The following is a 23,285-nucleotide window of genomic DNA, read 5'->3' on the forward strand; positions in this document are numbered from 1 at the left end:
GACGCCAGCATGAATCGCCCGACTCTCGCGCAAGGGCATGAAATCTGCGTGGAACACAGCTGATCCCAGGCTGGTGATGGGCGCCGATCGCGGTCCGTAGGATGGGTGGGTGCCGTCGACATTGCCCGAGGGGGAGGTTGCGCCCCGGGACGGGGTGTTGCCGGATGCTGCTGTGCGGGAGGCCGCCGGGCGGCCGTTCGGGTTCTACCTGCATGTGCCGTTCTGCGCGTCGCGCTGCGGGTACTGCGACTTCAACACCTACACGGCCACCGAGCTGGGTGGTGGCGGGTCGCAGGCGTCGTACGCCGAGAACGCGGTCGCCGAGGTGCGGCTGGCGCGGCGGGTGCTGGGGGAGCTGGATCGGCCGGTGGACACGGTGTTCTTCGGGGGCGGTACGCCGACGCTGCTGCCGGCCGCTGATCTGGGGAAGATGCTGGCGGCGGTCCGGGACGAGTTCGGGCTCGCGCCGGAGGCCGAGGTGACGACCGAGGCCAACCCCGAGTCGGTCGACCCCGCCTATCTGGACGAGCTACGGGACGTGGGCTTCAACCGGATCAGCTTCGGCATGCAAAGCTCCTCGTCGGCCGTGCTGAAGATCCTCGACCGCCAACACAGTGCTGGGCGTGCACTGCAGGCCGCTCGTGAGGCAACTTCCGCAGGCTTCGAGCACGTCAACCTCGACCTGATCTACGGCACGCCCGGTGAGTCGTTGGACGACTGGCGCGCGTCATTGGAGTCAGCGCTCTCCGCACAGCCCGACCACGTGAGTGCGTACGCGCTGATCGTCGAGGACGGTACGCAGCTCGCCCGGCGGATCCGGCGGGGTGAGCTGCCGATGCCCGACGACGACGATCTTGCGGACAAGTACGTGCTGGCCGACGAGCTGCTGTCGGGTGCGGGGCTGGGGTGGTACGAGGTGTCCAACTGGGCGCGTACTGAGGCGGCGCGCTGCCGGCACAACGAGCTGTACTGGCGCGGGGACACCTGGTGGGGGATCGGCCCGGGCGCGCACAGCCACGTCGGTGGCGTGCGGTGGTGGAACGTGAAGCATCCGAGCGCGTACGCCGAGCGGATCGACGCCGGTGCGAGTCCCGCGTACGCCCGGGAGACCCTCGACGCCGAGACCCGCCGGGTCGAGCGGGTGCTGCTCGAGGTACGGCTGTCAGCCGGTCTGCCACTCGACGTGCTGGACGCGGCGGGGCGGGCGGCGGTGGACCAGGTGGTCGCGGACGGGCTGGCCGTGGTGGCGGCGGAGCGGCTGGTGCTGACAGATCGCGGGCGCTTGCTCGCCGACGCAGTGGTGCGGGACCTGCTGCCCTGAAGTGATCAAAACTGATCACAGTCAGCTGTTGACGACTGTTACGAGCAGACGGCAGGCTGTCCGGTAAGCGTTTACTATCTCGCCCCGAGGAGTCGCGATGCCGCCCTTCATCCGTCGTCGGCTGTTGCTCCAGGCCGGCCTTGCCGCCGGTGCGCTGAGCACTCTCGGACTCCCTACGCGAGCGTTCGCGGCGGACGAGTTCGACGTACTCCGGGCCCGGTGGGCCGAGCTGAACACCGGCGGGGCGATCGACCCCGCGGACCCGGCGTACGGCGACGCGCTCGCGAAGCTGGGCGCGCAGGCGCAGCAGTTTGTCGACAGTCTGATTGTCGACAATGCCCGCACTGCGCTGTGGGCCGACCTGCCCCTCAGCCCGTCCAGCGGCAACTTCTCCATCAGCTACACCCGCCTGAAGACGATCGCGCTGGCCCGCGCCACCCCGGGGACGGGGATCGCGGCCGGCGTTGGGGAGTTGTTGAGTGGGGCGTTGGACTTTCTGAACCAGCGTTCCTTCAACGAGACGCTCAAGGAGACCGGGAACTGGTGGTTCTGGGAGATCGGCGCACCGCGGGCTCTGCTCGACACCTGCGTGCTGGCGTACGACGCGCTCTCGCCCGACCAGCTCACGAAGTACCTGACGGCCGTCGACCACTTCGTACCGGACCCGAACCGGCGGACGAACTCGCCTTCGCTGCGCGAGACCGGCGCGAACCGGGTCGACAAGTCGCTGATCGTCGCGCTTCGCGGAATCGTAGGAAAGTCGGCGAGCAGATTGTCGACCGCCCGCGACGCGCTCAGCGACGTTGCCGAGGCCGGGAAGAACAGTGTCTTCACGTACGTCACGAGCGGCGACGGGTTCTACCGGGACGGGTCCTTCATCCAGCACGGCAACCTCGCGTACGTCGGTACGTACGGGAACGTCGCGCTCGGCGGGGTCGCCAACCTGATCGCACTGCTCGGCGGATCCACCTGGGAGATCAGCGACCCGAACCGCGCCGTACTCCTGGACGCGGTCGACGCGAGCTTCGCGCCGTTCGTCGTGAACGGCCTGATGATGGACTGCGTCTCCGGCCGGGCGAATCTCACGGGAAGCGGCCGGCGACCATCGCAACGGGCATGGCACCACGTCGACCGTGCTGCTGCTCGCGAGCGGCGTCGCGGAGCCGTACGCCTCGCGCTACAAGGCACTCGCCAAGGGCTGGATCACGCGCGACCGGCTGAACGACTACCTGCCTGGCGCGTCCATTCCCGAGATCTCCCGCGCGAAGGCGCTCCTCGCCGACAGCACAGTCGCACCGGCGCCGGCAGTTCCGCGGCACTTCCAGTTCTACAACCAGGACCGGGTCGTGCACCGGCGGCCGGGTTGGACGTTCGCGATCGCGATGTCGTCGAAGCGGATGGCGCGGTACGAGTGGGGCAACGGCGAGAACCTTCGCGGGTGGTACGTCGGCGACGGGATGACGTATCTGTACACCGGGGACCAGTCCCAGTTCAACGACGCGTACTGGCCGACCGTCGACGCGCAGCGGATGCCCGGTACGACGGTCAGTACGAAGCCGCGCGATCCAGGCGGCAGTGGTGCGGGCACTGGGACTGTTGCGGCGTATGCGGACTGGGTCGGCGGGGCGTCGTACCGGGATGTCGCGGGTGCGGTCGGGATGCAGTTGATCAACTACGACAAGAGTTTGCAGGCGCGGAAGTCGTGGTTCTGTCTGCGGGATTCCGTGGTTGCGCTGGGTGCGGGGATCGCCGGGACGGACGGCTGTCCGGTGGAGACGATCGTCGAGAATCGGAATCTGCACGAGGGCGGGACCGCGGCGCTGGTGGTCGACGGGCAGGCTGCGGTCGACCAGACGTACGGCGATCCGGGGTGGGCTCATCTGGAGGGGGTCGCCGGGTACGTCTTCCCGGCGGGCGGTCAGCTCCGGGTGCAGCGGGAGGACCGGACGGCGTCCTGGTCCGAAATCAACATCGGCAACGACACGGGCGGTTCCACCACGCAGTACACCCGGCGCTACGCGAAGTTGATCCTCGAGCATGGGACTGCGACGGGCTCGTACGCGTACGTTCTGTTGCCCAACGCAACCACACGCCAGACGGCCGAACGCGCAGCCGACCCCGGAATGAACGTGCTGGCAAACACCCCGAATGTCCAAGCAATCATCAGCCACCGCGAGAACCTAGTACTGGCAAACTTCTGGACCGCAGATTCCGTCTCCGTGACGGGGGACAGGGCCGAGGCGCCTCCCGCCGCCGTGTCCGGCGTGGCCGGTACGGTGGCCGCTGGTGTGTCTGGCGGGGGATGGGGGCTGGCTAGTGACGGGCCGGCGGCTGTGGTGGTGGGGAAGGACGGGGCGGTTACGACTGTTGCGGTGTCGGATCCCAGTCGGACCGCTCAGACTGTTCGGGTGACGGTGGGGCGGCGGGTGGGGGCGGTGGTTGCGAAGGACCCCGCGGTGACTGTAGTTGCTACCGGCAAGCAGTTGGTGCTCGACGTCGCGGTCGGTGGTACCCGAGGGGCGACCCACACCGTGTCCTTCAACTAGATTTCGCAAGCAACCGGGGCCGGCGAGCATGCGCCGGCCGGGTCGCCGGGTGCTGGCAGTTCGACCAGGAGGTTGATCGATGATGCCGCACGCCCGCCCCACGCAGTACACCAGGCGACGTGTCCTTCAGTTCACCGGAGCCGGTCTCGCACTGGCCGCCGTACCGACCCTGTCGGCAACCGCCGCCGAGCCCACAGCAGACGGCAACACTCTCACCGTTCCGGCGCTCCCGTCCGCGCGGACGACCGAGCTCGACCGGACGCAGGACTCGCTCAGCGCGAGCGAGCTCCGCACGACCGGCTTCTACCTACCGGCCGGCACCGCGCTCAACGTGGTGGTTCACGCCACCTAGACCTGGGGCGGATCGCATGACAGGTGCCGAACGACAGGACGTATACGTCCACTGGCCGGCGCCGGGGACGGCGCTGAGCGTTGAGGCGGTGGGTGCGTAGATGTATACGTCCTGTCGTGCGGCACCCCCGAGGCTGCGGTTGGCGGTGGTACTGTCCGGCGACGGACGGCTGGGTGGAGGTGGGTGATGGCGGAACCGCCGCGGACGCGGGCGCGCCGGCGTGATCCGGAGGCGGCGCGGACCATCCGGGACGTGGCCGATCGCGCCGGCGTCTCCACCGCGACCGTCTCCCGTGTTGTCAACGGCAACTATCCGGTCGCGGCCTCGACCCGGGCCGCGGTCGAGCGCGCGATGCGTGACCTCGGGTACGTCGCGAACGCGCACGCCCGGGCGCTGGCCGGTTCCACCACCCGCGTGGTCGGCATCGTGGTGAACGAGATCGTCGACCCGTTCTTCGCCTACATCGCCCGCGGCGTGCAGTCCGAGGCGATCGCGTCCGGCCGGCTGTGCCTGGTCTGTTCGACGCAGGGTGACGAGTCGGCCGAGCTGCGGTTCGTCGACCTGCTGCTCGAACAGCGCGCCGACGCGGTGATCCTGGTCGGCGGCGCGGTCGAGGATCAGGACTACTTCGCCACGATCGGCCAACGGGCTAGGCAGCTCGCGAAGAACGGTTCCAGCCTGGTCCTCTGCGGGCGTCCCGGCCTGGAGTCCGGCGTACCGGCGTACGCCGTCGACTACGACAACACCGGTGGCGCCGCGGCGATCACCGACCACCTGCTCAGCGCCGGCCACACGAAGATCCTGTACCTCGGCGGCCCGACGATGCTGTCCACGACGACGGCCCGGGTCCGCGGCTTCCGGCAGGCGTACGCGGCCCGCAACCTCGAGCACGACCCTGCGCTGGTCCGCACCGGTGCGTTCGGCCGCCAATGGGGGTACGACGAGACGCTGCGCGCGCTCGACGACGGCCCCGCGTTCACCGCGGTCTTCGCCGCCAACGACATCGTCGCGGCCGGCGTCTACGCAGCGCTGCGTGAACGCGGCCTCAGCATCCCGGGCGACATCTCGGTCGTCGGGTACGACGACGTACCGGTCGCGGTCGAGCTGCAGCCGGCGTTGACCACCGTCCGGGTGCCGCTCGAGGAGCTCGGGCGGGCCGCCGTACGGGCCGGTGTCTCCGGTCAGGAACCGAGCGCGGACCCGTTCGCGCACCAGCAGCAGGCGACGACCCTCGGGACCGTCGTCGTGGTCCGGGACTCGGTCGCGCCACCCCGCGGGCGCTGACTACTCACAGCGAACTCCCAGGTACGAAGTGGTGCTTGACATATCCAGTGCGGACGCCTGAGACTCAGCTCACTTTCGCGATCCGAGAGCGCTCTCAATTCCCGTCCGAGTTCCAGGGAGCTTTCAGCCATGCGGCCCAGTGCCCGCTATCGCCCCGTAGCCGGCCTGCTCGCCGCTGCCGGGATCCTGTTCGTCGCCGCCTGTGGTGGCGGTTCCGGTGCGACGGACACCGGTGGCAAGGCCGGCGACGGCCCGAAGATCGAGCTGACCGTCGCGACCTTCAACGAGTTCGGGTACGCCGACCTGTACGCCGAGTACGAGGCGCAGCACCCGAACATCACGATCGTCGAGCAGCACGCGAAGACCGTCGACGACCACGTGAAGAACCTGGACGCGAACCTGGCCCGCGGCACCGGCCTGGCCGACATCGAGGCGATGGAGGTCAGCTGGATCTACAAGTACCTGGCCAAGGCGGACAAGTTCGTCGACCTGCGCAAGTACGGCGCGGACGACCTGAAGGACCGCTGGCTGGACTGGAAGCTGGCCGGCGCGACCACACCGGACGGCAACATCATCGGGTACGGCACCGACATCGGGCCGGAGGCGATCTGCTACCGCCGCGACCTGTTCGCGAAGGCGGGCCTGCCGACCGACCGGGCCCAGGTCGCGAAGCTGTTCCAGGACTGGCCGTCGTACTTTGCCACCGGGCGGAAGTTCAAGCAGCGGGTCCCGGGTTCGGCCTGGTACGACTCGGCCGTCCTGACCTGGGAGGCGATGCGGAACCAGCTGATCCAGGCGTACTACTCGAACCAGGACCGCTTCCTCGCCGACGAGAACCCGCGGCTGAAGCGCACCTGGGACCAGGTCGTGGCCGGCAGCAAGGACGGGCTGTCCGCCGGGCTGTCCGCCTGGAGCGACGCCTGGAACGCCTCGTTCCGGACCGACAAGTTCGCGACCATGGCCTGCCCGGGCTGGCTGCTCGGCGTGATCCAGGACAACGCGGGACCGTACGGCAAGGGCAAGTGGGACGTCGCCGACGTGTTTCCCGGCGGCGGTGGCAACTGGGGTGGCTCGTACCTGACCGTCCCGATCCAGTCGCCGCACCCGGAGGAGGCCGCGAAGCTGGCCGCCTGGCTGACCGCGCCGGAGCAGCAGGTGAAGGTGTTCAAGAAGATCGGCTCGTTCCCGTCGACGCTGGACGCCTACGACGACCCGCAGGTGAAGTCGCAGGTGAACGCGTACTTCAACAACGCACCGGTCGGGCAGATCTTCGTGGACCGGGCCCGCAGCGTGATCCTCAAGCAGCACAAGGGTCCGCGCGACGGCGAGATCAACCAGGTCTTCAGCGCCGCGCTGGCCCGGGTCGACGCCGGCAAGCAGGATCCGGACGCGGCCTGGAAACAGGCGATCGCCGACGCGTACAAGGTGGCCAATACGCGCGCCGGAAACTGAATCGACCGGCGACGTACTACGGTGTGAACGCTGGCCGATCACGAACGAGGAGGGCCGATGGACGGGTCTGGTTCTCCGACTCTGGAACAGGTCGCGGCGCTCGCCGGGGTGTCGCGGGCGACCGTGTCGCGGGTGGTGAACGGGTCACCGAAGGTGCTGCCGGACACCGTCGCCGCGGTCGAGCAGGCGATTCTCCAGCTCGGGTACGTACCGAACCGGGCGGCCCGGGCGCTGGTCACCCGGCGGACCGACTCGATCGCGATCGTCGTACCGGAACCGGACAGCCGGGTGTTCTCCGACCCCTTCTTCGCCGGCATGCTCAGCGGGGTCAGCCGGACGCTCGCGCCGACGTCGTCGCAGCTGGTGCTGCTGATCGAGCCGGCCGAGGCGGACGACCAGCGGCTGCTGCGGTACCTGCGCGGCGGGCACGTGGACGGCGCGATCATCATCAGCCACCACGGCCGCGACAACATCCTGCTGGAGCTGGCGCAGCTGCCGCTGCCGATCGTGTTCAGCGCGCGGCCGCTCGGCGTCGACGTACCGGTGGCCAGTGTCGACGTCGACAACGTGGCCGGTGCGCGGACCGGCGTCCAGCATCTGCTCTCGATCGGCCGGCGCAAGATCGCGACCGTCGCCGGGCCGCTCGACATGACCGCCGGGATCGACCGGCTGACCGGCTACCAGGAAGTGATGAAGGAAGCCGGGCTGCCGGCGATGATCGCGTACGGCGACTTCACCGCGGACGGTGGTGAGCAGGCGGCGCTGCGGTTGCTGGACGAGCACCCCGACCTGGACGGCCTGTTCGTCGCATCGGACCTGATGGCGACCGCCGCGCTGCGGGTGCTGTCCCAGCGCGGCCGGCGGGTGCCCGCGGACGTCGCCGTGGTCGGCTTCGACGACTCGGTCCTGGCCACCACGACCACGCCGAAACTGACCACGGTCCGCCAGCCTGTGGAGCAGCTCGGCGCGCGGCTCGCGGAGATCCTGCTGGCGAAGATCGCCGGCGCGGAACACACCACCCCGGAGATCTACAACACCGAACTGGTGATCCGCGACAGCGCCTGAGGTCCTGGCTGGTGATCCATCGCCTACTGCGGGGCACTCGGCACGGCACCTCGCCGCACGGGTGCAAAGGCCACGATGCTCCGCATCGAGACCTTCGCCCCCGCACGCCGATGCACCGCACCGAGCACCTCCTCGCGACGGCGCTGGATCACCAGCCAGGACCTAGGGCGGGTCGTTCTGGAACTGGAACTGGACGCGGATCGAGTCGTCGAGGGGGAGGACGACCGTGGTGTTGGAGGCGGTCCAGGCTTGCGGGACCAGGAACAGGCGGTTCTGGCCGACGACGAGCAGGCGAAGGCCCCGGTAGCGGTAGTTGAAGGTCTGGCCGGCGCCGGCCCGGAGGGTGGTTTCCTCGATGCCGGGGGAGCGGAGGGCGAGGCGTTCCTTGGTGTCGAGGATGACCACCGGGAACCGGTTCAGGTGCCGGGCGTCGGACTTGGCCAGACCGCGACCGGAGTACTGCGCGGTGGTCGCCGTCGCCCAGAACGCGCAGGTGGTGGTGGCGATCGCGAGCAGCGCGATCAGGACGCGTTGCCGGCCGGCCGTCGGATCGGCCTTGCGGCGCAGGTAGGTGAGGTAGGCGAGTGCGGCGGCGGACAGGCCGATGACCGCGGGGACGATCAGCGCGTAGTACGGGATACCGCCGATCAACGGGTACGCGATCAGGCCGAGCACGCCGAGGATCAGGACCAGTACGGCGATCCGCGCGGCCCGGCGTACCGCTACCGGGGTCGGGTGGATCGCGTTGTGCAGCAGGAGTCCCGCGACCGCGAGCAGCGTGATCACCAGCAGCGGTACGAGCAACGGCTGCGGGCTGCGCATCACGTAGTCCTGCGTACTCAGGCCGATCGTGTCGACGTCGATCCCGAAGTACTCGTACTGCGACCGCGCGGACACGTACCCGAAGTAGAACAGCAGCGCGCTCAGCAGCGTCACCGGCGCGACGATCCCGGCGGCGAAGCTCACCCACCGCTCGAGCTGCGACCGGTCGTCCGCCATCGCTCAGCTCGTCGGCGTCGCGGTCGCTTGCGCGGTGAGCGTGATCTGGCTGCCACCCAGCGACTTGAGCTTGTCGCACTGGGACTCGGTGTCGCAGGTCGCGGTGGCGGGAATCACCAACGTGACCGTGCCTTCGGTGCCGACCTGCTTGAAGCCGACCCAGCACTGCGGCAGGTTCTGGGCCGTCCACAACAATCCGTCGCACGGCAGCGCGTCGGCCGGGCAGCCGGTCTGGTCGGCCTCGAAGATCCCGGTCGGGTCGAACCCCGGCGTACCGAGTTTGATCGTGACGCCGTTCGGGATGTCCCCGGCCAGCCAGCTGATCGGGTTACAGCTGGAGCCGTCCTCCGGGATGCCGCCGATCGGCAGCGACGCGATCTCGATCGACGGCTTGCTCTGCTGGGACTGGGTGGGCTCGGCGCCGGTCGGCTCGGGGACCGGTTCGCTGGTGTCGTCGGGGGTCGCGACGAGCGTCGGCGGCGCCGTACCGCTGTCGGCGGGCGTGCCGGAGCACCCCGGGACCAGCAGCATCAGTACGGAAACCGTCACAGCCCACCAGCGCATGACGACCACCCCCAAGGACAGAATGACCCTGCCCGCAGGTCCGGACAACCTGTGAGGTCACTCTCCGCTGCGAGCGGCACCGAACCGTGGTAAATCTGTCGGATGAGTGACCACGAGATCCGGATCGCGCTGGTCCTGAACGGCGGCGTCAGCCTCGCGGTCTGGATGGGCGGTGTGACCCATGAGCTGGACCTGATCCGGCGCGCGTCGGGCGGATCGGACGCCCCGAAACCACAGCCGTACGACGCGGTGATCGCGGACCGCTGGCGTGAACTCTGCCGGCGTGGCGCGGAACGGCGGCGCGTCGTCGTCGACGTGATCGCGGGGACCAGTGCCGGCGGCCTGAACGGGTCGTTGCTCGCGACCGCGATCGCGAACGGTTCGACGCTCGACCCGGACGGCGGCAACGGTCCGTGGCTGCGGCAGAAGTGGGTGGCGCTCGGTTCGCTCGACGTCGGCAAGCTGGTGCCGTCCGCGGGCGTGAAGTCGTCGTCGGTGCTGGACGGCAAGTACTTCCTGCAGCAGGTCGAGGAGCTGCTCAAAGGGGTCGCCGACGCGGGCGAGAGCGCCGCCGAGGAACCCGTCACGCTGTTCGTCACCGCGTCCGGTCTGGGCGTGCAGCAGTTCGAGGCGAAGGACGCCGCCGGCCAGGCGTTCGTCGTACCGGATCATCGCTACCTGTACGGGTTCACCAACGAGGACGCGCCGACGTACGACGCCGCGCACCGGAGATTCACCACCGAGGACAAGAACGGGCTGAAGGACACCGAGCTGCTGGCGCGTGCGGCGCGGGCGTCCGCGTCGTTCCCAGCCGCGTTCGGGCCGGTCCTGGAGACGCCCGAGCTGGCCGCGGAACCGCCGCGGATGCGGCCGCAGCCGGCCGAGTCCGGCTCGTGGTTGATCGACGGCGGCGTGCTGGACAACGCCCCGTTCGGCCCGGTGCTCGACGTCGTCGCCCGCCGTCCCGTCAACGGCAAGGCGACGCGGTACGTCCTGTACGTCGTACCGTCCGCGGGGATCGGGCACGCGTCGACGGCGCTGCCTGCCGCGAAGCAGCCGAGCTGGCGGGTGGCCGCACTGTCCGCGGTGCAGTTCCCGCGCGAGGTGGACTTCCGGTCCGACGTCGAGCAGCTCGAACGGTTGCTGCTGGAGGCGGACGCGTCCTGGTCCGACACCCAGCGGCTCTTCGATCGTTGCCTGGCGCAACCAGAAGAGCGGGCGCGGCTGACGGCGGCGGCGACGGCGTTGCAACCGGCGTACTCCCGGGGCCGCGCGGCCGGTGGCGTGTGGGAGGCGGTGACGATCGCGAGCCACGACCAGTCGACCGTACTCGACGCCGCGACTGCGCTGTCGGAGCACGAGATCGACGACATCCTGCGCACGGACCATCCGTGGGTGCCCGATCCGGACGGCTCGACGGCCGTTCTGCACGACGACGCCGACGGCAACCCGAGCTGGTTGTGGGGGACCGGGTCGGCGGAGCGGATCGTGCGGTTGATCCTGCGCTCGCTGCGGCACCAGGTCAGCGCCGCGCCGCACGAGGATCGGGCCGAGCTGGAGAAGCGGCTGACCGCGGCGAGCGACTGCCTGATGAAGGTGCAGGCTGTCCGCGACGCTCTCGACGTACAGCTTGCCGCTGCTCATCTCGACCTGCGGCCGGCCGGTGGGGCAGAGGCGGTCGCGGTCGGGCTGAACGACATCTTCGAGCAACTGCAGATCCAGCGCACGCTCGGCGACGCGTTCGCCGCCCTCGTCGAGGTGATCGGCTGGGACCTCGTCGACACCGCGCTCGAGGTGGAGATCGTCTCCAGATGTACGTCGGCGCGCACGCCGCAGCAGCGCAGCGCTCCGTTCCAGTTCCTGCGGCTCGGTCCGGACATCCCGCTCGCCGTCCTCGACGAGTTGCAGGAAGGGTCGATCGCGAACCAGCTCAACGACCGCATCCTGTACGGCAGCCAGGTCGGGCACTTCGGCGCGTTCGGTGCGGCCGACTGGCGGCGCTGGGACTGGCTGATGGGTCGCCTGCACTGCGTCGCGCATCTCGGCGCGATGCTCGGCGCGGACGCGGACTGGATCCGCGAGACCCAGCGGCAGGTGCTGCAGGCCGAGGGCTGGCAGCTGACCGCGGTCGCCGAACGGATCGAGCGGCTGGCGCGGGACTTCCCGGTCGACGCGGGGATCGGCGCGCTGGTGACGATGCGCGACGAGCTGAACGAGTCGCCCGAGGGCCGCGCGATCACCAAGGGCCTCGCGGACCGGATGGTCGACGTGTCGAGCGGTCTCGGTCCGCAGGTCGGGAACTGGGTGCAGGCGGCCGCGGGCCGCAAGCACCAGCCCGCTTCGTGGCTGCTGCGCACCGCCCGCTGGTTCACCGAACCGGCGCGGCAGACGGTGTGGGAGCGGATGGTCCGCGGCGCCAAGCTGACCCCGGCCCACCGGCCGCCCATCTTCGAACCGTGGTTGCCTGCGGCAACAGCAGCGGTCGGTGTCGTCCTGCTGATCGTCGCCGGGGCCGTCGATTCACTCCGGCTGGTGGCCGCTCTGGTCGCCGGCGCGGTCCTCGCGCTCAGCGCGGTCCTCGGCGTCATCACCTGGTACGTCCGCCGCGCCCGCCGCCGGATCCGTGCCTGGTTGGAGCAGCGGATGCCGGAGATCAGTCCAGCGTCGCGAAATCGATGAGCTCCTCGACCCGGCCGAGCAGGGCGGGGTCGAGGTCGGCGAAGCTGTTCACCTTGGACAGGATGTGCTTCCAGGCCGCGGCCACGTCGGCCTGGTCGGTGGCCGGCCAGCCGAACGCCTGCAGCACGCCCTTCTTCCAGTCCTGCCCGTGCGGCACCTTCGGCCAGGCCTTGATCCCGACGGACGAGGGCTTGACCGCCTCCCAGATGTCGATGAACGGGTGCCCGACCACGAGCACGTACCGGTTGTTCACCTGCGCGGCGATCTTCGACTCCTTCGAGCCCTCGACCAGGTGGTCGACGAGGACGCCGAGCCGCCGGCCGGGGCCGGGCTGGAACCGGTTGACGATCTCGACCAGGTCGTCGACGCCTTCGAGGTACTCGACCACGACGCCCTCGATCCGCAGGTCGTCGCCCCACACCTTCTCGACCAGCTCGGCGTCGTGCCGGCCCTCGACGTAGATCCGGCTGGCCCGCGCGACCTTCGCCCGGACGTTGTCCACGGCCACCGAACCGGAGGCCGTTCGCGTCTTCTTCGCGGGGCCGGCCTTCTTCGGCGGCTTCAGGCTGACCGGTTTGCCGTCCAGCCAGAACCCCGGGCCGAGCGGGTACGTACGGATCGTGCCGTGCCGGTCCTCGAGGTCGACGACACCGTGCTCCCAGCGCACGATCGCGCCGACGAACCCCGAACTGGGCTCCTCGACGACCATCCCCTTCTCGATCTCGACCTCGACGGTCCGCCCGTTCTTCGGCTTGCGCCAGTCTGTTGCCAGGACGTCGTCCCCATACCGATCAGCCACCTGCCAACCGTATGCGGGCGCCGGTCGCTTCCCCTTCAGCCACTCCGGTTGTACCGAAGAACGGGTAGTGGTCGGGTCGGCGGCGGCGCGGCGGACGGTGCCAGGCGGGGGGATTGCGGCTGCCGGTGACCACTACCCGTCGTTCGGTACGGGATCAGTACGTCGGCGCTGCGTGGGTCGCGGTCGAGTGGCGGGTCGGGGAGGCGAGGGTGAGGGCGTAGTAGGCGACGAATCCGGCGACCAGGCCGACGGCCCAGGAGTAGTCGTAGAGGGGCTTGAGGAACGGGATCAGGCCGTTCTGCGGGAACGGGCCGGCGCCCGGGTTCGAGTACGCGCCGCCGACCGCGAGCAGCGAGCCGAACAGCGTCGCGACCACGCCGCGCCAGTTCCAGCCGCCCGAGTACCAGTAGCGGCCGCCCGGTTTGTACAGCTCGGCGAGCTGCAGGTTGGTGCGGTCGATCACCCAGTACCCGGCGATCAGTACGCCGGCCACCGACGCGAGCAGGCCGCCGTAGAACGACAGCCACACGAAGATGTAGATCGACGGGTCCGAGATCAGCCGCCACGGCTGGATGACGATCCCGACCACACCGGTCAGCAGGCCGGCGGTCCGGAAGTTCAGCCAGCGCGGCAACGCGTTCGCGAAGTCGTACGACGGACTCACGACGTTGGCCGCGACGTTGCAGGACATCGTCGCGAGGATCGCCATGATCAGGCCGATCGTGACGATCACCGGGTTCTGGAACCGCCGGGTCAGCTCGACCGGGTCCCAGATCGCCGAGCCGTAGAGCACGACGGTGCCGGACGTGGTGATGATCGAGACCAGCGCGATGAACGACATCGTCGTCGGCAGACCGATGATCTGGCCCCAGACCTGCGCGCGCTGGCCCTTGCCGAACCGGGTGAAGTCCGGCATGTTCAGCGACAGCGTCGCCCAGAACGCGATCATGCCCATCAGCGACGGCGCGAAGATCTTCCAGAAGTCGGCGTCCCAGCCCAGCTTCGACGGCTGCGACAGGATCGGCCCGAAGCCGCCGGCCTTCACCAGGATCGCCACCATCAACGCCACGAACGCGATCGTGACCAGCGGCGCGGCCCAGTTCTCGAACCGGCGCAGGCCCTCGATGCCGCGGAAGATCAGCACCATCTGCAGCACCCAGAAGAAGCCGAAGCTCAGCCACATCGTCCACGGGTGGCCACCGATCGCGGACGCGTCCGTCCAGCCCTTGCCGAACAGCTCGCCGACGATCACGTAGATCGCCTGGCCGCCGATCCAGGTCTGGATCCCGAACCAGCCGCAGGCGATGAACGCCCGCAGCAGCGCCGGGAAGTTCGCGCCGCGGACCCCGTAGAAGGCGCGCGCGAACACCGGGAACGGGATGCCGTACTTCGTGCCCGCGTGGCTGTTCAGCAGCAGCGGCACCAGCACGATCAGGTTCCCGAGGGTGATCGTGAGGAACGCCTGCAGCCAGTTCATCCCGAGCGCGACCAGCCCGGACGCGAGCAGGTAGCTCGGGATGTTGTGCGCCATCCCCATCCACAGCGCCGCGTAGTTGTACGTGGTCCAGGTCCGCTGCGGCAATCGGGTCGGCGCCAGTTCGGCGTTCGCGTACGGACTACCCCGGAGTGCTTCGGAATCTGTCAGCTCGACGCGTCCGTCGGAATGCACGGTCTGCATGGCCATAGGTCCCACCCCATCCGGTCGGGCGATGTCCGCTGCGAACAAGTTGCGCGACCGGATGACGTGATGTCAACGGACAACTACAGATCAGGGACCGAGTAACGGCAGGCTCGGGCGTTGCGGCGTACCCAGGACGGCGTAGCCGCGGCGGATCGCGTCCTGCAGCTTGTCGACCGGCCACGGCCAGTCCTCGGTGTGTTTCAGCGCGTCCTCGAGCGAGGTGCCGGCGTGGTGCAGGGTCGAGATCGTGTTCGCGACCTTGCCCAGCTCGATCGCCTGGTCGTGCGCGAACTCCAGGTCGACGACCGCGCCGTGACCGGGGACGATCCGCACGTCCTGCGGCATCATGCCGACCACGGCCTGGATCGTGTCGGGCCACTCCAACGGGAACGAGTCCTCGCCGTACGACGGCGGTGCCGACTCCTCGAGCAGGTCACCGACGAAGAACACGTTCACGTCCGGTACGGCGACCACCGCGTCGCCGGAGGTATGCCCGTTGCCGACCCACAGCAGCTCGACCCGCCGGTCGCCGAGGTCGATCACCTTCGCGGCGGCGAACGTCGTACCGGCCAGGTTCTCCTCGGCGGCGGCGTTCTCGTGCAGGTAGACCTCGGCGCCGTCGAAGACCCCGTTGCCGTTCACGTGGTCGAAGTGGGCGTGGGTGTTGACGACCCACTTCACCGGGAGGTCGGTGAGCTCACGGATGTGGTCGCGGAGCTGCTCGGCCTCCTCGGTGGTCGCGCGGGTGTCGATCACCAGCGCGCCGTCGGCGCCGACGACCAGGCCGACGTTGAGGTCCCATTCGTCGTACCGGCGGACCCACGTACGGTCGCCGAGCTCCGTCCAACTCATGCGCTCGACACTACTTGCTGACGACATCGCCTCTCGCGACCTGGTCCCGGTTGACGCCGCGCAGCAGCAGGCCGACGTTGTCGCCCGCCTTCGCGGTCCGGACGATCTTGCGGAACATCTCGACGCCGGTGACCTCGACCTGCACCAGCGGCTGCCCGGCGCGGCTGATCAGCACCTGCTCGCCGACCGTCACCGTCCCGGTCTGCACCCGGCCGGTGACCACGGTCCCGCGCCCGGTGATCGAGAACACATCCTCGACCGTCATCCCGAACGAGCCCACCGGCAAGGTGTCCTGCGGCCGCTCCGGAAAGCTGTTCGGCTGGGCGTGCCCGCGCGCCAGCAGCTCCTGCGGATCCATCGGATTCGACCGCTTCCAGAACTTCCAGCCCATGTGGTGAGAGTAGTGCTTGGCAAGCCCTCTCCTGCCGACTTAAGGTCGCAAGTGTTCCGATCGGAACTCCGAAACTTTCGAAGGGTGTGGCCGTTGTGACGACACGACGTGCGGTTGTGGTCCGGGGTGGCTGGGAAGGGCACTCGCCGGTCGAGGCGACCGACCTGTTCATCCCGCATCTGAAGGAGAACGGCTACGAGGTGACGGTCTCCGACACCACCGCGGCCTACCTCGAGCTGGACGACGTCGACCTCGTCGTGCAGTGCGTGACGATGAGCGAGATCGAGGACGACCACTTCAAGGGCCTGGAGGCGGCGATCCGGCGCGGTACCGGGTTCGCCGGCTGGCACGGTGGCATCGCGGACTCGTTCCGGAAGAACGTCGACTACAGCTTCATCACCGGCGGGCAGTTCATCTCGCACCCGCACGGCTTCACCGACTACCGGGTCGACATCATTGCCGACCATCCGATTGTCGACGGCATCAAGCACTTCGACGTGCACACCGAGCAGTACTACATCCACTACGACCCGACGAACACGGTGCTCGCGACCACGACGTTCGAGTCGCACCCGGACTACCCGTGGATCGAGGGTGCGGTGATGCCGGCGATCTGGACCCGGACCTGGGGCGAGGGCAAGGTCTTCGTCTGTACGGTCGGCCACAAGCTGGACGACCTGGAGACGCCCGAGGTGCGCACGATCATCGAGCGGGGGCTGCTGTGGGCGAGCAAGTGACACGCGTCGGCATCGTCGGCACCGGTGTCATCTCCGGTACGTACCTGGACCACCTGGCCAAGCTCCCCGGCGTCGACGTGGTCGCGGTCGCGGACCTGGATCTCCCCAGGGCAGAGGCGGTTGCCACGGACAGCATCCGGGCGCTCACACCGGACCAGTTGTACGCCGCCGACGACGTGGACATCGTCCTCAACCTGACCATCCCGGCAGCCCACGCCGCCGTACACCAGGCCGCGATGGAGGCCGGCAAGCACGTGTACGGCGAGAAGCCGCTGGCCATGGATCGCGCCGAGGCGGAGCCGCTGCTGAAGTACGCCGCCGCGAACGACCTGCGAATCGGCTGCGCGCCGGACACCGTCCTCGGCACCGGCACCCAGACGGCTCGCGCGGTGATCGACCGCGGCGACATCGGCACCCCGCACGCGGCGACCGCGTTCATGGTCACTCCTGGCCACGAGCTGTGGCACCCGGCGCCCGAGTTCTACTACCAGCCAGGCGGCGGCCCGGTCCTCGACATGGGGCCGTACTACGTGACCAGCCTGGTCACCCTGCTCGGGCCGGTCGTCCGGGTCACTGCACGCGCGGGCCGGGCGAAGCAGCAGCGGAAGATCCACACCGGGCCGCGGGCCGGGACCGTGTTCGACGTCGAGGTGCCGACGCACGTCACCGGCGTACTGGAACACGAGTCGGGCGCGCTGACCACGGTGCTGATGTCGTTCGACGTGTGGGCCGGGCGGTTGCCGCGGATCGAGGTCCACGGTACGGACGGCAGCCTGTCCGTGCCGGACCCGAACGGGTTCGACGGGACCGTCGAGATCGTGACTCCGGAGCAGCGCGAGTGGACCGAGGTGCCGGTCGCCGGCGGGTACGCCGGAGCCGGTCGCGGGGTCGGTGTCGCGGACATGGCGCGGGCCCTGCGTACGGGCGAGCCGCACCGCGCGAGCGGGGAGCTGGCCTACCACGTGCTCGACGTGCTGGAGTCGTTCGTCGACTCCGCCGTCCAGGATCAGCCGCTTGATGTGGCCAGTACAGTGACACGTCCGGCGGCCGTTCCGTTGGGAGCGTCACCCGAGACCGCCTAGACTGGCACTCTGAACGACTGAGTGCCAAGGTCTGAAAGGGTGGTGCGCGTGCTTGATGATCGCAAGCTCGATGTGCTGCGCGCCATCGTCGAGGACTACGTCGCGACCCACGAGCCGATCGGGTCGAAGGCACTCGTCGACCGGCACAACCTCGGGGTCTCCCCGGCCACCGTGCGCAACGACATGGCCGCGCTGGAGGAGGAGGGGTACATCACCCAGCCGCACACCAGCGCCGGCCGGATCCCGACCGACGCGGGCTACCGGCTGTTCGTCGACAAGCTGAGCACGGTCAAGACGCTGTCGGTGGCGGAGAAGAAGGCGATCACGTCGTTCCTGGCCGGAGCGGTCGACCTGGACGACGTGGTCCGCCGGACCGTGCGGCTGCTGGCCCAGATCACCCGCCAGGTCGCCATCGTGCAGTACCCGTCGCTGAACCGGTCGAGCGTGCGGCACATCGAGGTCGTCACGATGAGCCCGCGCCGGCTCCTGCTCGTACTGATCACCAGCAACGGCCGGGTCGAGCAGCGGATCGTCGAGCACCCGCACGACGTCGACGAGCAGTTGATCGCCGACCTCCGTTCCCGGCTCAACTCGGCCCTGGCCGGCCAGCGCCTGACCGACGCGGCCACCACCCTGGCCGGCGTGCCAGACCTGTTCGCGCCGGCCGACCGGACGCTGGTCTCGTCGATCGTCACCACGCTGTTCGAGGCGTTCACCGACGAGGTCGGCGAGCAGCGGATCGCGGTCGGCGGTGCCGCCAACCTGACCCGGTACGGCGACGACTTCGAGCGGAACGTCAAACCGGTGCTGGAGGCGCTCGAGGAGCACGTCATCCTGCTGAAGCTGCTCGGCGAGGCGACCAACCCGCAGACCCTGACCGTCCGGATCGGCCACGAGAACCCGTACGAGGAACTGGCCACCACCTCGGTGGTCGCGACCGGGTACGGGTCCAAGTCGGAGGTGCTCGCCACCCTCGGCATCGTCGGCCCCACCCATATGGACTACCCGAGCACGATGGGCGCAGTACGGGCCGTCGCGCGTTACGTCAGCCAGATCCTGGCTGAGTCATGATGAAAACGAAGACAACCCCCTGGTCTGGAGTATGAGCACCGATTACTACGCCGTCCTAGGTGTCAGCCGTGACGCGTCACCGGACGAGATCAAGAAGGCGTACCGCAAGCTGGCACGCCAGTACCACCCGGACGTGAACGACTCCGAGGACGCGCACCAGAAGTTCCAGGAGATCGGGCGCGCGTTCCAGGTGCTCAGTGACCCGCAGAAGCGGCAAATGCACGACCTCGGCGGCGATCCGTTCGCCTCCGCGGCGGGCGGGCCGGGCGGCGCCGGGTTCGGCCAGGCGTTCACGTTCACCGACATCATGGACGCGTTCTTCGGGCAGACCGGCGGCGCGACCCGAGGGCCGCGGCCGCGGACCCGGCGCGGTCAGGACGCGCTGATCCCGCTGCGGATCGACCTGGCCGAGGCCGCCTTCGGTACGACCCGGGAGCTCAAGGTCGACACCGCAGTGCTGTGCCCGACCTGTAGCGGGTCCGGCGCGGCGGCCGGGTCCGAGCCCGTGACCTGCGAGATCTGCCACGGGCGCGGCGAGGTGACGCACACGCAGCGGTCGTTCCTCGGTGAGGTACGGACGATGCGCCCGTGCCCGAACTGCCGCGGCTACGGGACGACCATCCCGAACCCGTGTGTCGAGTGCTCCGGCGACGGGCGGGTGCGTTCCCGCCGTACGGTCACCGTGAAGATCCCCGGCGGCGTCGACACCGGGACCCGCGTGCAGCTGTCCGGTCAGGGCGAGGTCGGCCCGGGCGGCGGTCCGGCCGGCGACCTGTACGTCGAGATCGAGGTCGAGCCGCACGACATCTTCACCCGCAACGGCGACGACCTGCACTGCACGGTCACGCTGCCAATGACGGCGGCCGCGCTCGGTACGACGATCGACCTGCCGACGCTCGAGGGCGAGACGACGCCGCTGGAGATCCGTCCGGGGACGCAGTCCGGTACGGCACAGACCCTGACGGCGCGCGGCGTACCACGGTTGCGGCACGCCGGCCGCGGCGACCTGATCGTCCAGGTCATCGTCGAGACGCCCACCAAGCTCGACGACACCCAGGCCGACCTGCTCCGCCAGCTGGCCGTCGCCCGCGACGAGGAACGCCCGCAGGGCCAGGTCCAAGCCACCCACAAGACCGTCTTCGGCCGCCTCCGCGACGCCTTCGGCGCCCACTAGATGGCGCACCAGGCAGGGGAGGTGCGCCGAGCGCTTGGTGCGTCGGCGGGCGGAGCCGGTTGTGGCTGTCTGCCGTCGCGCGGAACGGGTCCGGCGGGGAAACTTCCGGTCACCTGGCGCACATTTCTTTCCCAGCCTCAGCACTCGTGGGGTGTTCGGTAGTGGGCGTTGCGGTGTTCTTCCACCCCGATCCGGGCGGCGACGAGGTGGTGCTGGACGGTCCGGAGGGGCGGCATGCGGCTGTCGTGCGGCGGATCGGGCCTGGGGAGCGGATCCGGCTGACGGATGGGCGCGGTACGTGGGCCGAAGGGCCCGTGGTGAACGCGTCCAAGGCTGGGGTGACCGTTGCCGTGGACGAGCGCGGGGTGGTTGAGGCTGCTGACCCGCGGGTGGTCGTGGTGCAGGCCGTACCGAAGGGGGAGCGGGCCGAGCTCGCGGTGGAGATGCTGACCGAGGTCGGTGTCGACGTGATCGTCCCGTGGAACGCGGAGCGCAGCCAGTTCCGGGCGAACCCGGAGCGGGTCGAGAAGCTGCTCGCCAAGTGGCAGGCGTGGGCGTTCGAGGCGAGCAAGCAGTCCCGCCGCACCTGGTTCACCGAGGTCGCCCCACTGGCCTCCACGGCGGACGTCGCCAAGTTGCTGGCCGACGCCGCCCTCCCCGCCGTACTCCACGAGGAAGCAACGACCCCCCTCGCCACCCTCGACCCACCTGGCTCGGGCACCATCGTCATCGTGATCGGGCCCGAGGGCGGATTGGCCCCAGCGGAACTGTCGTCCTTCGCCGTCGCACCGGTCCGCCTCGGCGACACCGTCCTGCGAACGTCGACCGCCGGCGTGGCAGCCGCCTCCGCTCTGCTGGCCCGCTCCCGCTGGCGTTAACCGCGGACAGCCTGCTGGTACGCCGCGAGCATGTCCGCGTCGTCGATGCTGCCGTGGTGGTGGATCTGCTGCCACGCGCCGTCGTACCGGAAGATCCTGGTCGTACGGATCCGCAGCGGCCGGTCGCCCAGGTACGTACCGGTCTCCCGTCCCGCGAACACCACCGTCTCGCCCAGCCAGTACGTTGCCGCATCGCCGAAGGTGACCTGGACATCCAGGGAGCCCGCGAAGACGCGCTGATAGAGGTCGTGCACCGCGTCCCGCCCGCGCAGGATGCCGCCGACCGGGTTGTTCAGCTGGACCAGTGGATCGTCGGCCCAGCCCGCGACCAGTACGTCCAGGTCTTTGTGGTTCAGCGCGTAGTAGAACGTCTCCAACGCGGCCAACGCGCCGTCCCGCCCCGGCGTCCGCGCCTCGTCGGCCCGCGGCCGCGCGTCCGGCCCGAACCCGTAGTCGACCAGTTCGATCATCACCAGTACCTCGCTAAGCTGTTAGACAGACACCGAACACAACTGTACGACGAGGATCGAACATCATGGCCGTCGAGTCCGCCAGAGCCCGGACGCTCACGCATGCCGACCCGGCCGAGGTGCCGTTGCAGGCAGCCCTGGACGCGCTCGCGGACCCGGTCCGGCGGTCGATCCTGCGGGATCTCGCGACGCACGACGACTGGACGCGCGCCTGCGGCACGTTCGACCTGCCCGTGAAGAAGGCGACCGCCAGCCACCACTTCGCCGTCCTGCGGTCGGCCGGCCTGATCGAGCAGCGCGACGAGGGCGCCCGCCGCCTCAACCGCCTGCGCCGGAGCGAGTTCGACGCCGCATTCCCGGGCCTGCTCGCCGCCACGGTCGACCGCCCGGACTAGGCCCTGTCTGACTCTTACACAACCCGTACACAGCTCCGGTCGTCCTCGAACGTCGGTAGGCGAGAGTCGGTCTCGTCAGATCGGGAGACGACGAGGAGAACGAACATGCGCAGGTCTGTCCGCGGCACCCTGGCGGCCGGTACGTCGGCCGTCGTCCTGGCGGGCGGCATCGTCGCCGGTACGACGGCGGCGTCGGCCGACTCGACGCCCACCCCGGCCCCGACGTACAAGCAGGTGACGCTCAGCCCCGAGGAGTCGCAGAAGCTGTGTGCCGATCGGCTGCCGAAGCTGATCGCGCGGCGGGACAAGCTGGCCGCCAGGATCAACGGCGGCGCCGACGTGAAGGGTTCGGTCGCCTGGCTGAAGGCACGCGCGGCCGCGCAGCAGGCGAAGGGGCACGACAAGGTCGCCGAGCGGTTGGAGAAGCGGGCCGAACGCCGCTCCGAGCGGTTGACCGACCTTGCCGCCGCGAAGACGAAGCTGGAGGCGTTCAAGGCCGCGCACTGCCAGGTGGTCAAGTAATGCGACGGCTCCGTGGTGTGCTGGTTGTGCTGGTCGGTACGGCGGCCGCGGTCGCCGGACTGACCGCGTGTGGCAGCTCCGCCGGCGGGCCTAGTGGGGAGCAGGCCGGCCGGCAGGCTCCGGCGACCCAACAGGTGGGGTCGCCGGAGCAGGAGCTGGATCAGATCGGGTCTACGCTGGACCGGATCGATCGCGAGCTGGCCGGGGACGAGGCACCCTGACCGACACTTCCCGGGAGCTGAAGATGGCCGGAGCCGGTCGCGGGCTGGTTCTGGTGGTCGAGGACGAGGCGGCGATCGCCGAGGTGATCGAGCTGTACCTGCGCCGGGACGGGTTCGACGTCCGGATCGAGTCCGACGGCGAGTCGGCGCTGACCGCGTGGCAGCAGCTGCAGCCGGTCGCGGTGATCCTCGACATCGGGCTGCCGGGGCGCGACGGCGCCGACGTGTGCCGGACCATGCGGGCTGCGGGCGACTGGACGCCGGTCTTGTTCGTGACGGCCCGCGACGACGAGGTCGACCGCCTGCTCGGCCTGGAGATCGGCGCCGACGACTACATCACCAAACCCTTCAGCCCCCGCGAACTGGCCGCCCGCGTCCGCACGGTCCTCCGCCGCACAACCACCCCGTTTCCAACCGGTCGGCCACCGGACGATGTGGCGCCAGGTGGTGAGGTGTTGTCGGTGGGAGACGTACGGGTTGACCTCGGCCGGCGACGGGCGTGGGCCGGGGAGGTCGAGGTGAGTCTGACGTCGACCGAGTTCGAGCTGCTGGCGCAGTTGTTCCGGCGCCCCGGCCGGGTGTTCGAGCGGGACGAGCTGCTCAGCTCGGTCTGGGGCTACCAGTCCGCGGCCGGCACCCGGACCGTCGACGTACACATCGCCCAGCTGCGCGCGAAACTCGGCGAGACCAGCCCGATCCGAACAGTACGAGGCGTCGGCTACGCCGCCGACCGCGACGGATGACCACCCA

22 protein-coding genes and 2 pseudogenes are annotated in these 23,285 nt (G+C 69.5%); 17 read left to right on the forward strand and 7 right to left on the reverse strand.

The genetic code is table 11. The annotated features are described in order from the left end of the window. Positions 1 to 109: 109 nt before the first annotated feature. From hemW to ACFYRU_RS32480, 7 genes and pseudogenes are all read left to right on the forward strand, one after another. Positions 110 to 1,321 (forward strand): radical SAM family heme chaperone HemW, encoded by a 1,212-nt coding sequence (gene hemW, locus ACFYRU_RS32450; protein WP_387665670.1) that lies wholly within the window; start codon positions 110 to 112, stop codon positions 1,319 to 1,321. A gap of 97 nt (positions 1,322 to 1,418) precedes the next feature. Next, positions 1,419 to 2,339 (forward strand): annotated as a pseudogene (locus ACFYRU_RS32455) (hypothetical protein); the annotation flags it as partial. A 115-nt stretch (positions 2,340 to 2,454) separates the two neighbouring features. After that, positions 2,455 to 3,867 carry a polysaccharide lyase family 8 super-sandwich domain-containing protein gene (locus ACFYRU_RS32460; protein ID WP_387665673.1) on the forward strand — a complete coding sequence of 471 codons (1,413 nt, stop codon included), beginning with the start codon at positions 2,455 to 2,457 and terminating at the stop codon, positions 3,865 to 3,867. Between the two features lie 79 nt (positions 3,868 to 3,946). Continuing rightward, positions 3,947 to 4,219 (forward strand): hypothetical protein, encoded by a 273-nt coding sequence (locus ACFYRU_RS32465; RefSeq protein ID WP_387665675.1) that lies wholly within the window; start codon positions 3,947 to 3,949, stop codon positions 4,217 to 4,219. A gap of 186 nt (positions 4,220 to 4,405) precedes the next feature. Then, positions 4,406 to 5,503, forward strand: coding sequence for a LacI family DNA-binding transcriptional regulator (locus tag ACFYRU_RS32470; protein ID WP_387665678.1), 1,098 nt, complete (start codon positions 4,406 to 4,408; stop codon positions 5,501 to 5,503). A 129-nt stretch (positions 5,504 to 5,632) separates the two neighbouring features. Further along, entirely contained in the window at positions 5,633 to 6,955 is a 1,323-nt protein-coding gene (locus tag ACFYRU_RS32475; protein ID WP_387665681.1) for an extracellular solute-binding protein, read from the forward strand. 57 nt (positions 6,956 to 7,012) lie between these two features. After that, positions 7,013 to 8,020, forward strand: coding sequence for a LacI family DNA-binding transcriptional regulator (locus tag ACFYRU_RS32480; protein ID WP_387665684.1), 1,008 nt, complete (start codon positions 7,013 to 7,015; stop codon positions 8,018 to 8,020). 162 nt (positions 8,021 to 8,182) lie between these two features. Here ACFYRU_RS32480 and ACFYRU_RS32485 read toward each other — a convergent pair whose 3' ends face one another. After that, complete coding sequence (locus ACFYRU_RS32485) at positions 8,183 to 9,019, reverse strand: hypothetical protein (RefSeq protein WP_387665686.1); 837 nt, start codon at positions 9,017 to 9,019, stop codon at positions 8,183 to 8,185. Positions 9,020 to 9,022: 3 nt separating this feature from the next. After that, complete coding sequence (locus ACFYRU_RS32490; protein ID WP_387665689.1) at positions 9,023 to 9,583, reverse strand: hypothetical protein; 561 nt, start codon at positions 9,581 to 9,583, stop codon at positions 9,023 to 9,025. A 102-nt stretch (positions 9,584 to 9,685) separates the two neighbouring features. Here ACFYRU_RS32490 and ACFYRU_RS32495 point away from each other — a divergent pair, with 102 nt between their 5' ends. Further along, on the forward strand, positions 9,686 to 12,262 hold the full coding sequence (locus ACFYRU_RS32495; RefSeq protein ID WP_387665691.1) for a DUF3376 domain-containing protein: 2,577 nt from the start codon (positions 9,686 to 9,688) through the stop codon (positions 12,260 to 12,262). Here the strand turns inward: ACFYRU_RS32495 and ACFYRU_RS32500 are convergent. From ACFYRU_RS32500 to ACFYRU_RS32515, 4 genes and pseudogenes are all read right to left on the reverse strand, one after another. After that, on the reverse strand, positions 12,237 to 13,061 hold the full coding sequence (locus ACFYRU_RS32500) for a DUF3097 domain-containing protein (RefSeq protein WP_387665693.1): 825 nt from the start codon (positions 13,059 to 13,061) through the stop codon (positions 12,237 to 12,239). The genes ACFYRU_RS32495 and ACFYRU_RS32500 overlap by 26 nt on opposite strands. Before the next feature lie 154 nt (positions 13,062 to 13,215). Further along, on the reverse strand, positions 13,216 to 14,745 hold the full coding sequence (locus ACFYRU_RS32505; protein WP_387665695.1) for an NCS1 family nucleobase:cation symporter-1: 1,530 nt from the start codon (positions 14,743 to 14,745) through the stop codon (positions 13,216 to 13,218). Between the two features lie 84 nt (positions 14,746 to 14,829). Beyond that, the gene (locus ACFYRU_RS32510; protein ID WP_387665697.1) at positions 14,830 to 15,594 is read right to left on the reverse strand and encodes an MBL fold metallo-hydrolase; all 765 of its coding nucleotides are present in this window, start codon (positions 15,592 to 15,594) and stop codon (positions 14,830 to 14,832) included. A 13-nt stretch (positions 15,595 to 15,607) separates the two neighbouring features. Beyond that, positions 15,608 to 15,901, reverse strand: a pseudogene (locus ACFYRU_RS32515) (EF-Tu/IF-2/RF-3 family GTPase); the annotation flags it as partial. Positions 15,902 to 16,080: 179 nt separating this feature from the next. Between ACFYRU_RS32515 and ACFYRU_RS32520 the strand changes: the two are divergent. The 5 genes from ACFYRU_RS32520 (at position 16,081) to ACFYRU_RS32540 (ending at position 20,927) form a co-directional block, all read left to right on the forward strand. Beyond that, the gene (locus ACFYRU_RS32520) at positions 16,081 to 16,722 is read left to right on the forward strand and encodes a ThuA domain-containing protein (RefSeq protein ID WP_387665699.1); all 642 of its coding nucleotides are present in this window, start codon (positions 16,081 to 16,083) and stop codon (positions 16,720 to 16,722) included. After that, positions 16,707 to 17,804, forward strand: coding sequence for a Gfo/Idh/MocA family protein (locus ACFYRU_RS32525; protein ID WP_387665702.1), 1,098 nt, complete (start codon positions 16,707 to 16,709; stop codon positions 17,802 to 17,804). The genes ACFYRU_RS32520 and ACFYRU_RS32525 overlap by 16 nt, the downstream gene beginning before the upstream one ends. Positions 17,805 to 17,852: 48 nt before the next feature. Next, entirely contained in the window at positions 17,853 to 18,875 is a 1,023-nt protein-coding gene (gene hrcA, locus ACFYRU_RS32530) for a heat-inducible transcriptional repressor HrcA (RefSeq protein WP_387665705.1), read from the forward strand. Positions 18,876 to 18,906: 31 nt separating this feature from the next. Further along, positions 18,907 to 20,049, forward strand: coding sequence for a molecular chaperone DnaJ (gene dnaJ / locus ACFYRU_RS32535; protein ID WP_387665707.1), 1,143 nt, complete (start codon positions 18,907 to 18,909; stop codon positions 20,047 to 20,049). A gap of 161 nt (positions 20,050 to 20,210) precedes the next feature. Next, entirely contained in the window at positions 20,211 to 20,927 is a 717-nt protein-coding gene (locus tag ACFYRU_RS32540; protein ID WP_387665709.1) for a 16S rRNA (uracil(1498)-N(3))-methyltransferase, read from the forward strand. Here ACFYRU_RS32540 and ACFYRU_RS32545 read toward each other — a convergent pair. Then, positions 20,924 to 21,397, reverse strand: a complete 474-nt coding sequence (locus tag ACFYRU_RS32545; RefSeq protein ID WP_387666074.1) for a YybH family protein — start codon at positions 21,395 to 21,397, stop codon at positions 20,924 to 20,926. The genes ACFYRU_RS32540 and ACFYRU_RS32545 overlap by 4 nt on opposite strands. Positions 21,398 to 21,462: 65 nt before the next feature. Between ACFYRU_RS32545 and ACFYRU_RS32550 the strand changes: the two genes are divergently transcribed. The 4 genes from ACFYRU_RS32550 to ACFYRU_RS32565 all read left to right on the forward strand — a co-directional run bounded on the left by ACFYRU_RS32550 (position 21,463) and on the right by ACFYRU_RS32565 (position 23,278). Continuing rightward, a complete protein-coding gene (locus ACFYRU_RS32550) occupies positions 21,463 to 21,792 on the forward strand; it encodes an ArsR/SmtB family transcription factor (RefSeq protein WP_387665711.1) in 330 nt (109 codons plus the stop codon). Positions 21,793 to 21,897: 105 nt separating this feature from the next. Further along, positions 21,898 to 22,314 carry a hypothetical protein gene (locus tag ACFYRU_RS32555; protein WP_387665714.1) on the forward strand — a complete coding sequence of 139 codons (417 nt, stop codon included), beginning with the start codon at positions 21,898 to 21,900 and terminating at the stop codon, positions 22,312 to 22,314. Next, entirely contained in the window at positions 22,314 to 22,535 is a 222-nt protein-coding gene (locus ACFYRU_RS32560) for a hypothetical protein (RefSeq protein ID WP_387665716.1), read from the forward strand. The genes ACFYRU_RS32555 and ACFYRU_RS32560 overlap by 1 nt, the downstream gene beginning before the upstream one ends. Positions 22,536 to 22,558: 23 nt before the next feature. Next, positions 22,559 to 23,278 carry a response regulator transcription factor gene (locus ACFYRU_RS32565; RefSeq protein WP_387665719.1) on the forward strand — a complete coding sequence of 240 codons (720 nt, stop codon included), beginning with the start codon at positions 22,559 to 22,561 and terminating at the stop codon, positions 23,276 to 23,278. Positions 23,279 to 23,285 lie beyond the last annotated feature (7 nt).

Source organism: Kribbella sp. NPDC004536, from assembly GCF_042873835.1.
Taxonomy (GTDB): Bacteria; Actinomycetota; Actinomycetes; order Propionibacteriales; family Kribbellaceae; genus Kribbella.

Bases quoted from the DNA above. Each gene is read 5' to 3' on its own strand.
- ACFYRU_RS32465 (WP_387665675.1), top strand. From the start codon at position 3,947: ATGATGCCGCACGCCCGCCCCACGCAGTACACCAGGCGACGTGTCCTT.
- ACFYRU_RS32470 (WP_387665678.1), top strand. From the start codon at position 4,406: ATGGCGGAACCGCCGCGGACGCGGGCGCGCCGGCGTGATCCGGAGGCG.
- ACFYRU_RS32475 (WP_387665681.1), top strand. From the start codon at position 5,633: ATGCGGCCCAGTGCCCGCTATCGCCCCGTAGCCGGCCTGCTCGCCGCT.
- ACFYRU_RS32480 (WP_387665684.1), top strand. From the start codon at position 7,013: ATGGACGGGTCTGGTTCTCCGACTCTGGAACAGGTCGCGGCGCTCGCC.
- ACFYRU_RS32485 (WP_387665686.1), bottom strand. From the start codon at position 9,019: ATGGCGGACGACCGGTCGCAGCTCGAGCGGTGGGTGAGCTTCGCCGCC.
- ACFYRU_RS32490 (WP_387665689.1), bottom strand. From the start codon at position 9,583: ATGCGCTGGTGGGCTGTGACGGTTTCCGTACTGATGCTGCTGGTCCCG.
- ACFYRU_RS32495 (WP_387665691.1), top strand. From the start codon at position 9,686: ATGAGTGACCACGAGATCCGGATCGCGCTGGTCCTGAACGGCGGCGTC.
- ACFYRU_RS32505 (WP_387665695.1), bottom strand. From the start codon at position 14,745: ATGGCCATGCAGACCGTGCATTCCGACGGACGCGTCGAGCTGACAGAT.
- ACFYRU_RS32510 (WP_387665697.1), bottom strand. From the start codon at position 15,594: ATGAGTTGGACGGAGCTCGGCGACCGTACGTGGGTCCGCCGGTACGAC.
- dnaJ (WP_387665707.1), top strand. From the start codon at position 18,907: ATGAGCACCGATTACTACGCCGTCCTAGGTGTCAGCCGTGACGCGTCA.
- ACFYRU_RS32545 (WP_387666074.1), bottom strand. From the start codon at position 21,397: ATGATCGAACTGGTCGACTACGGGTTCGGGCCGGACGCGCGGCCGCGG.
- ACFYRU_RS32550 (WP_387665711.1), top strand. From the start codon at position 21,463: ATGGCCGTCGAGTCCGCCAGAGCCCGGACGCTCACGCATGCCGACCCG.
- ACFYRU_RS32555 (WP_387665714.1), top strand. From the start codon at position 21,898: ATGCGCAGGTCTGTCCGCGGCACCCTGGCGGCCGGTACGTCGGCCGTC.
- ACFYRU_RS32560 (WP_387665716.1), top strand. From the start codon at position 22,314: ATGCGACGGCTCCGTGGTGTGCTGGTTGTGCTGGTCGGTACGGCGGCC.
- ACFYRU_RS32565 (WP_387665719.1), top strand. From the start codon at position 22,559: ATGGCCGGAGCCGGTCGCGGGCTGGTTCTGGTGGTCGAGGACGAGGCG.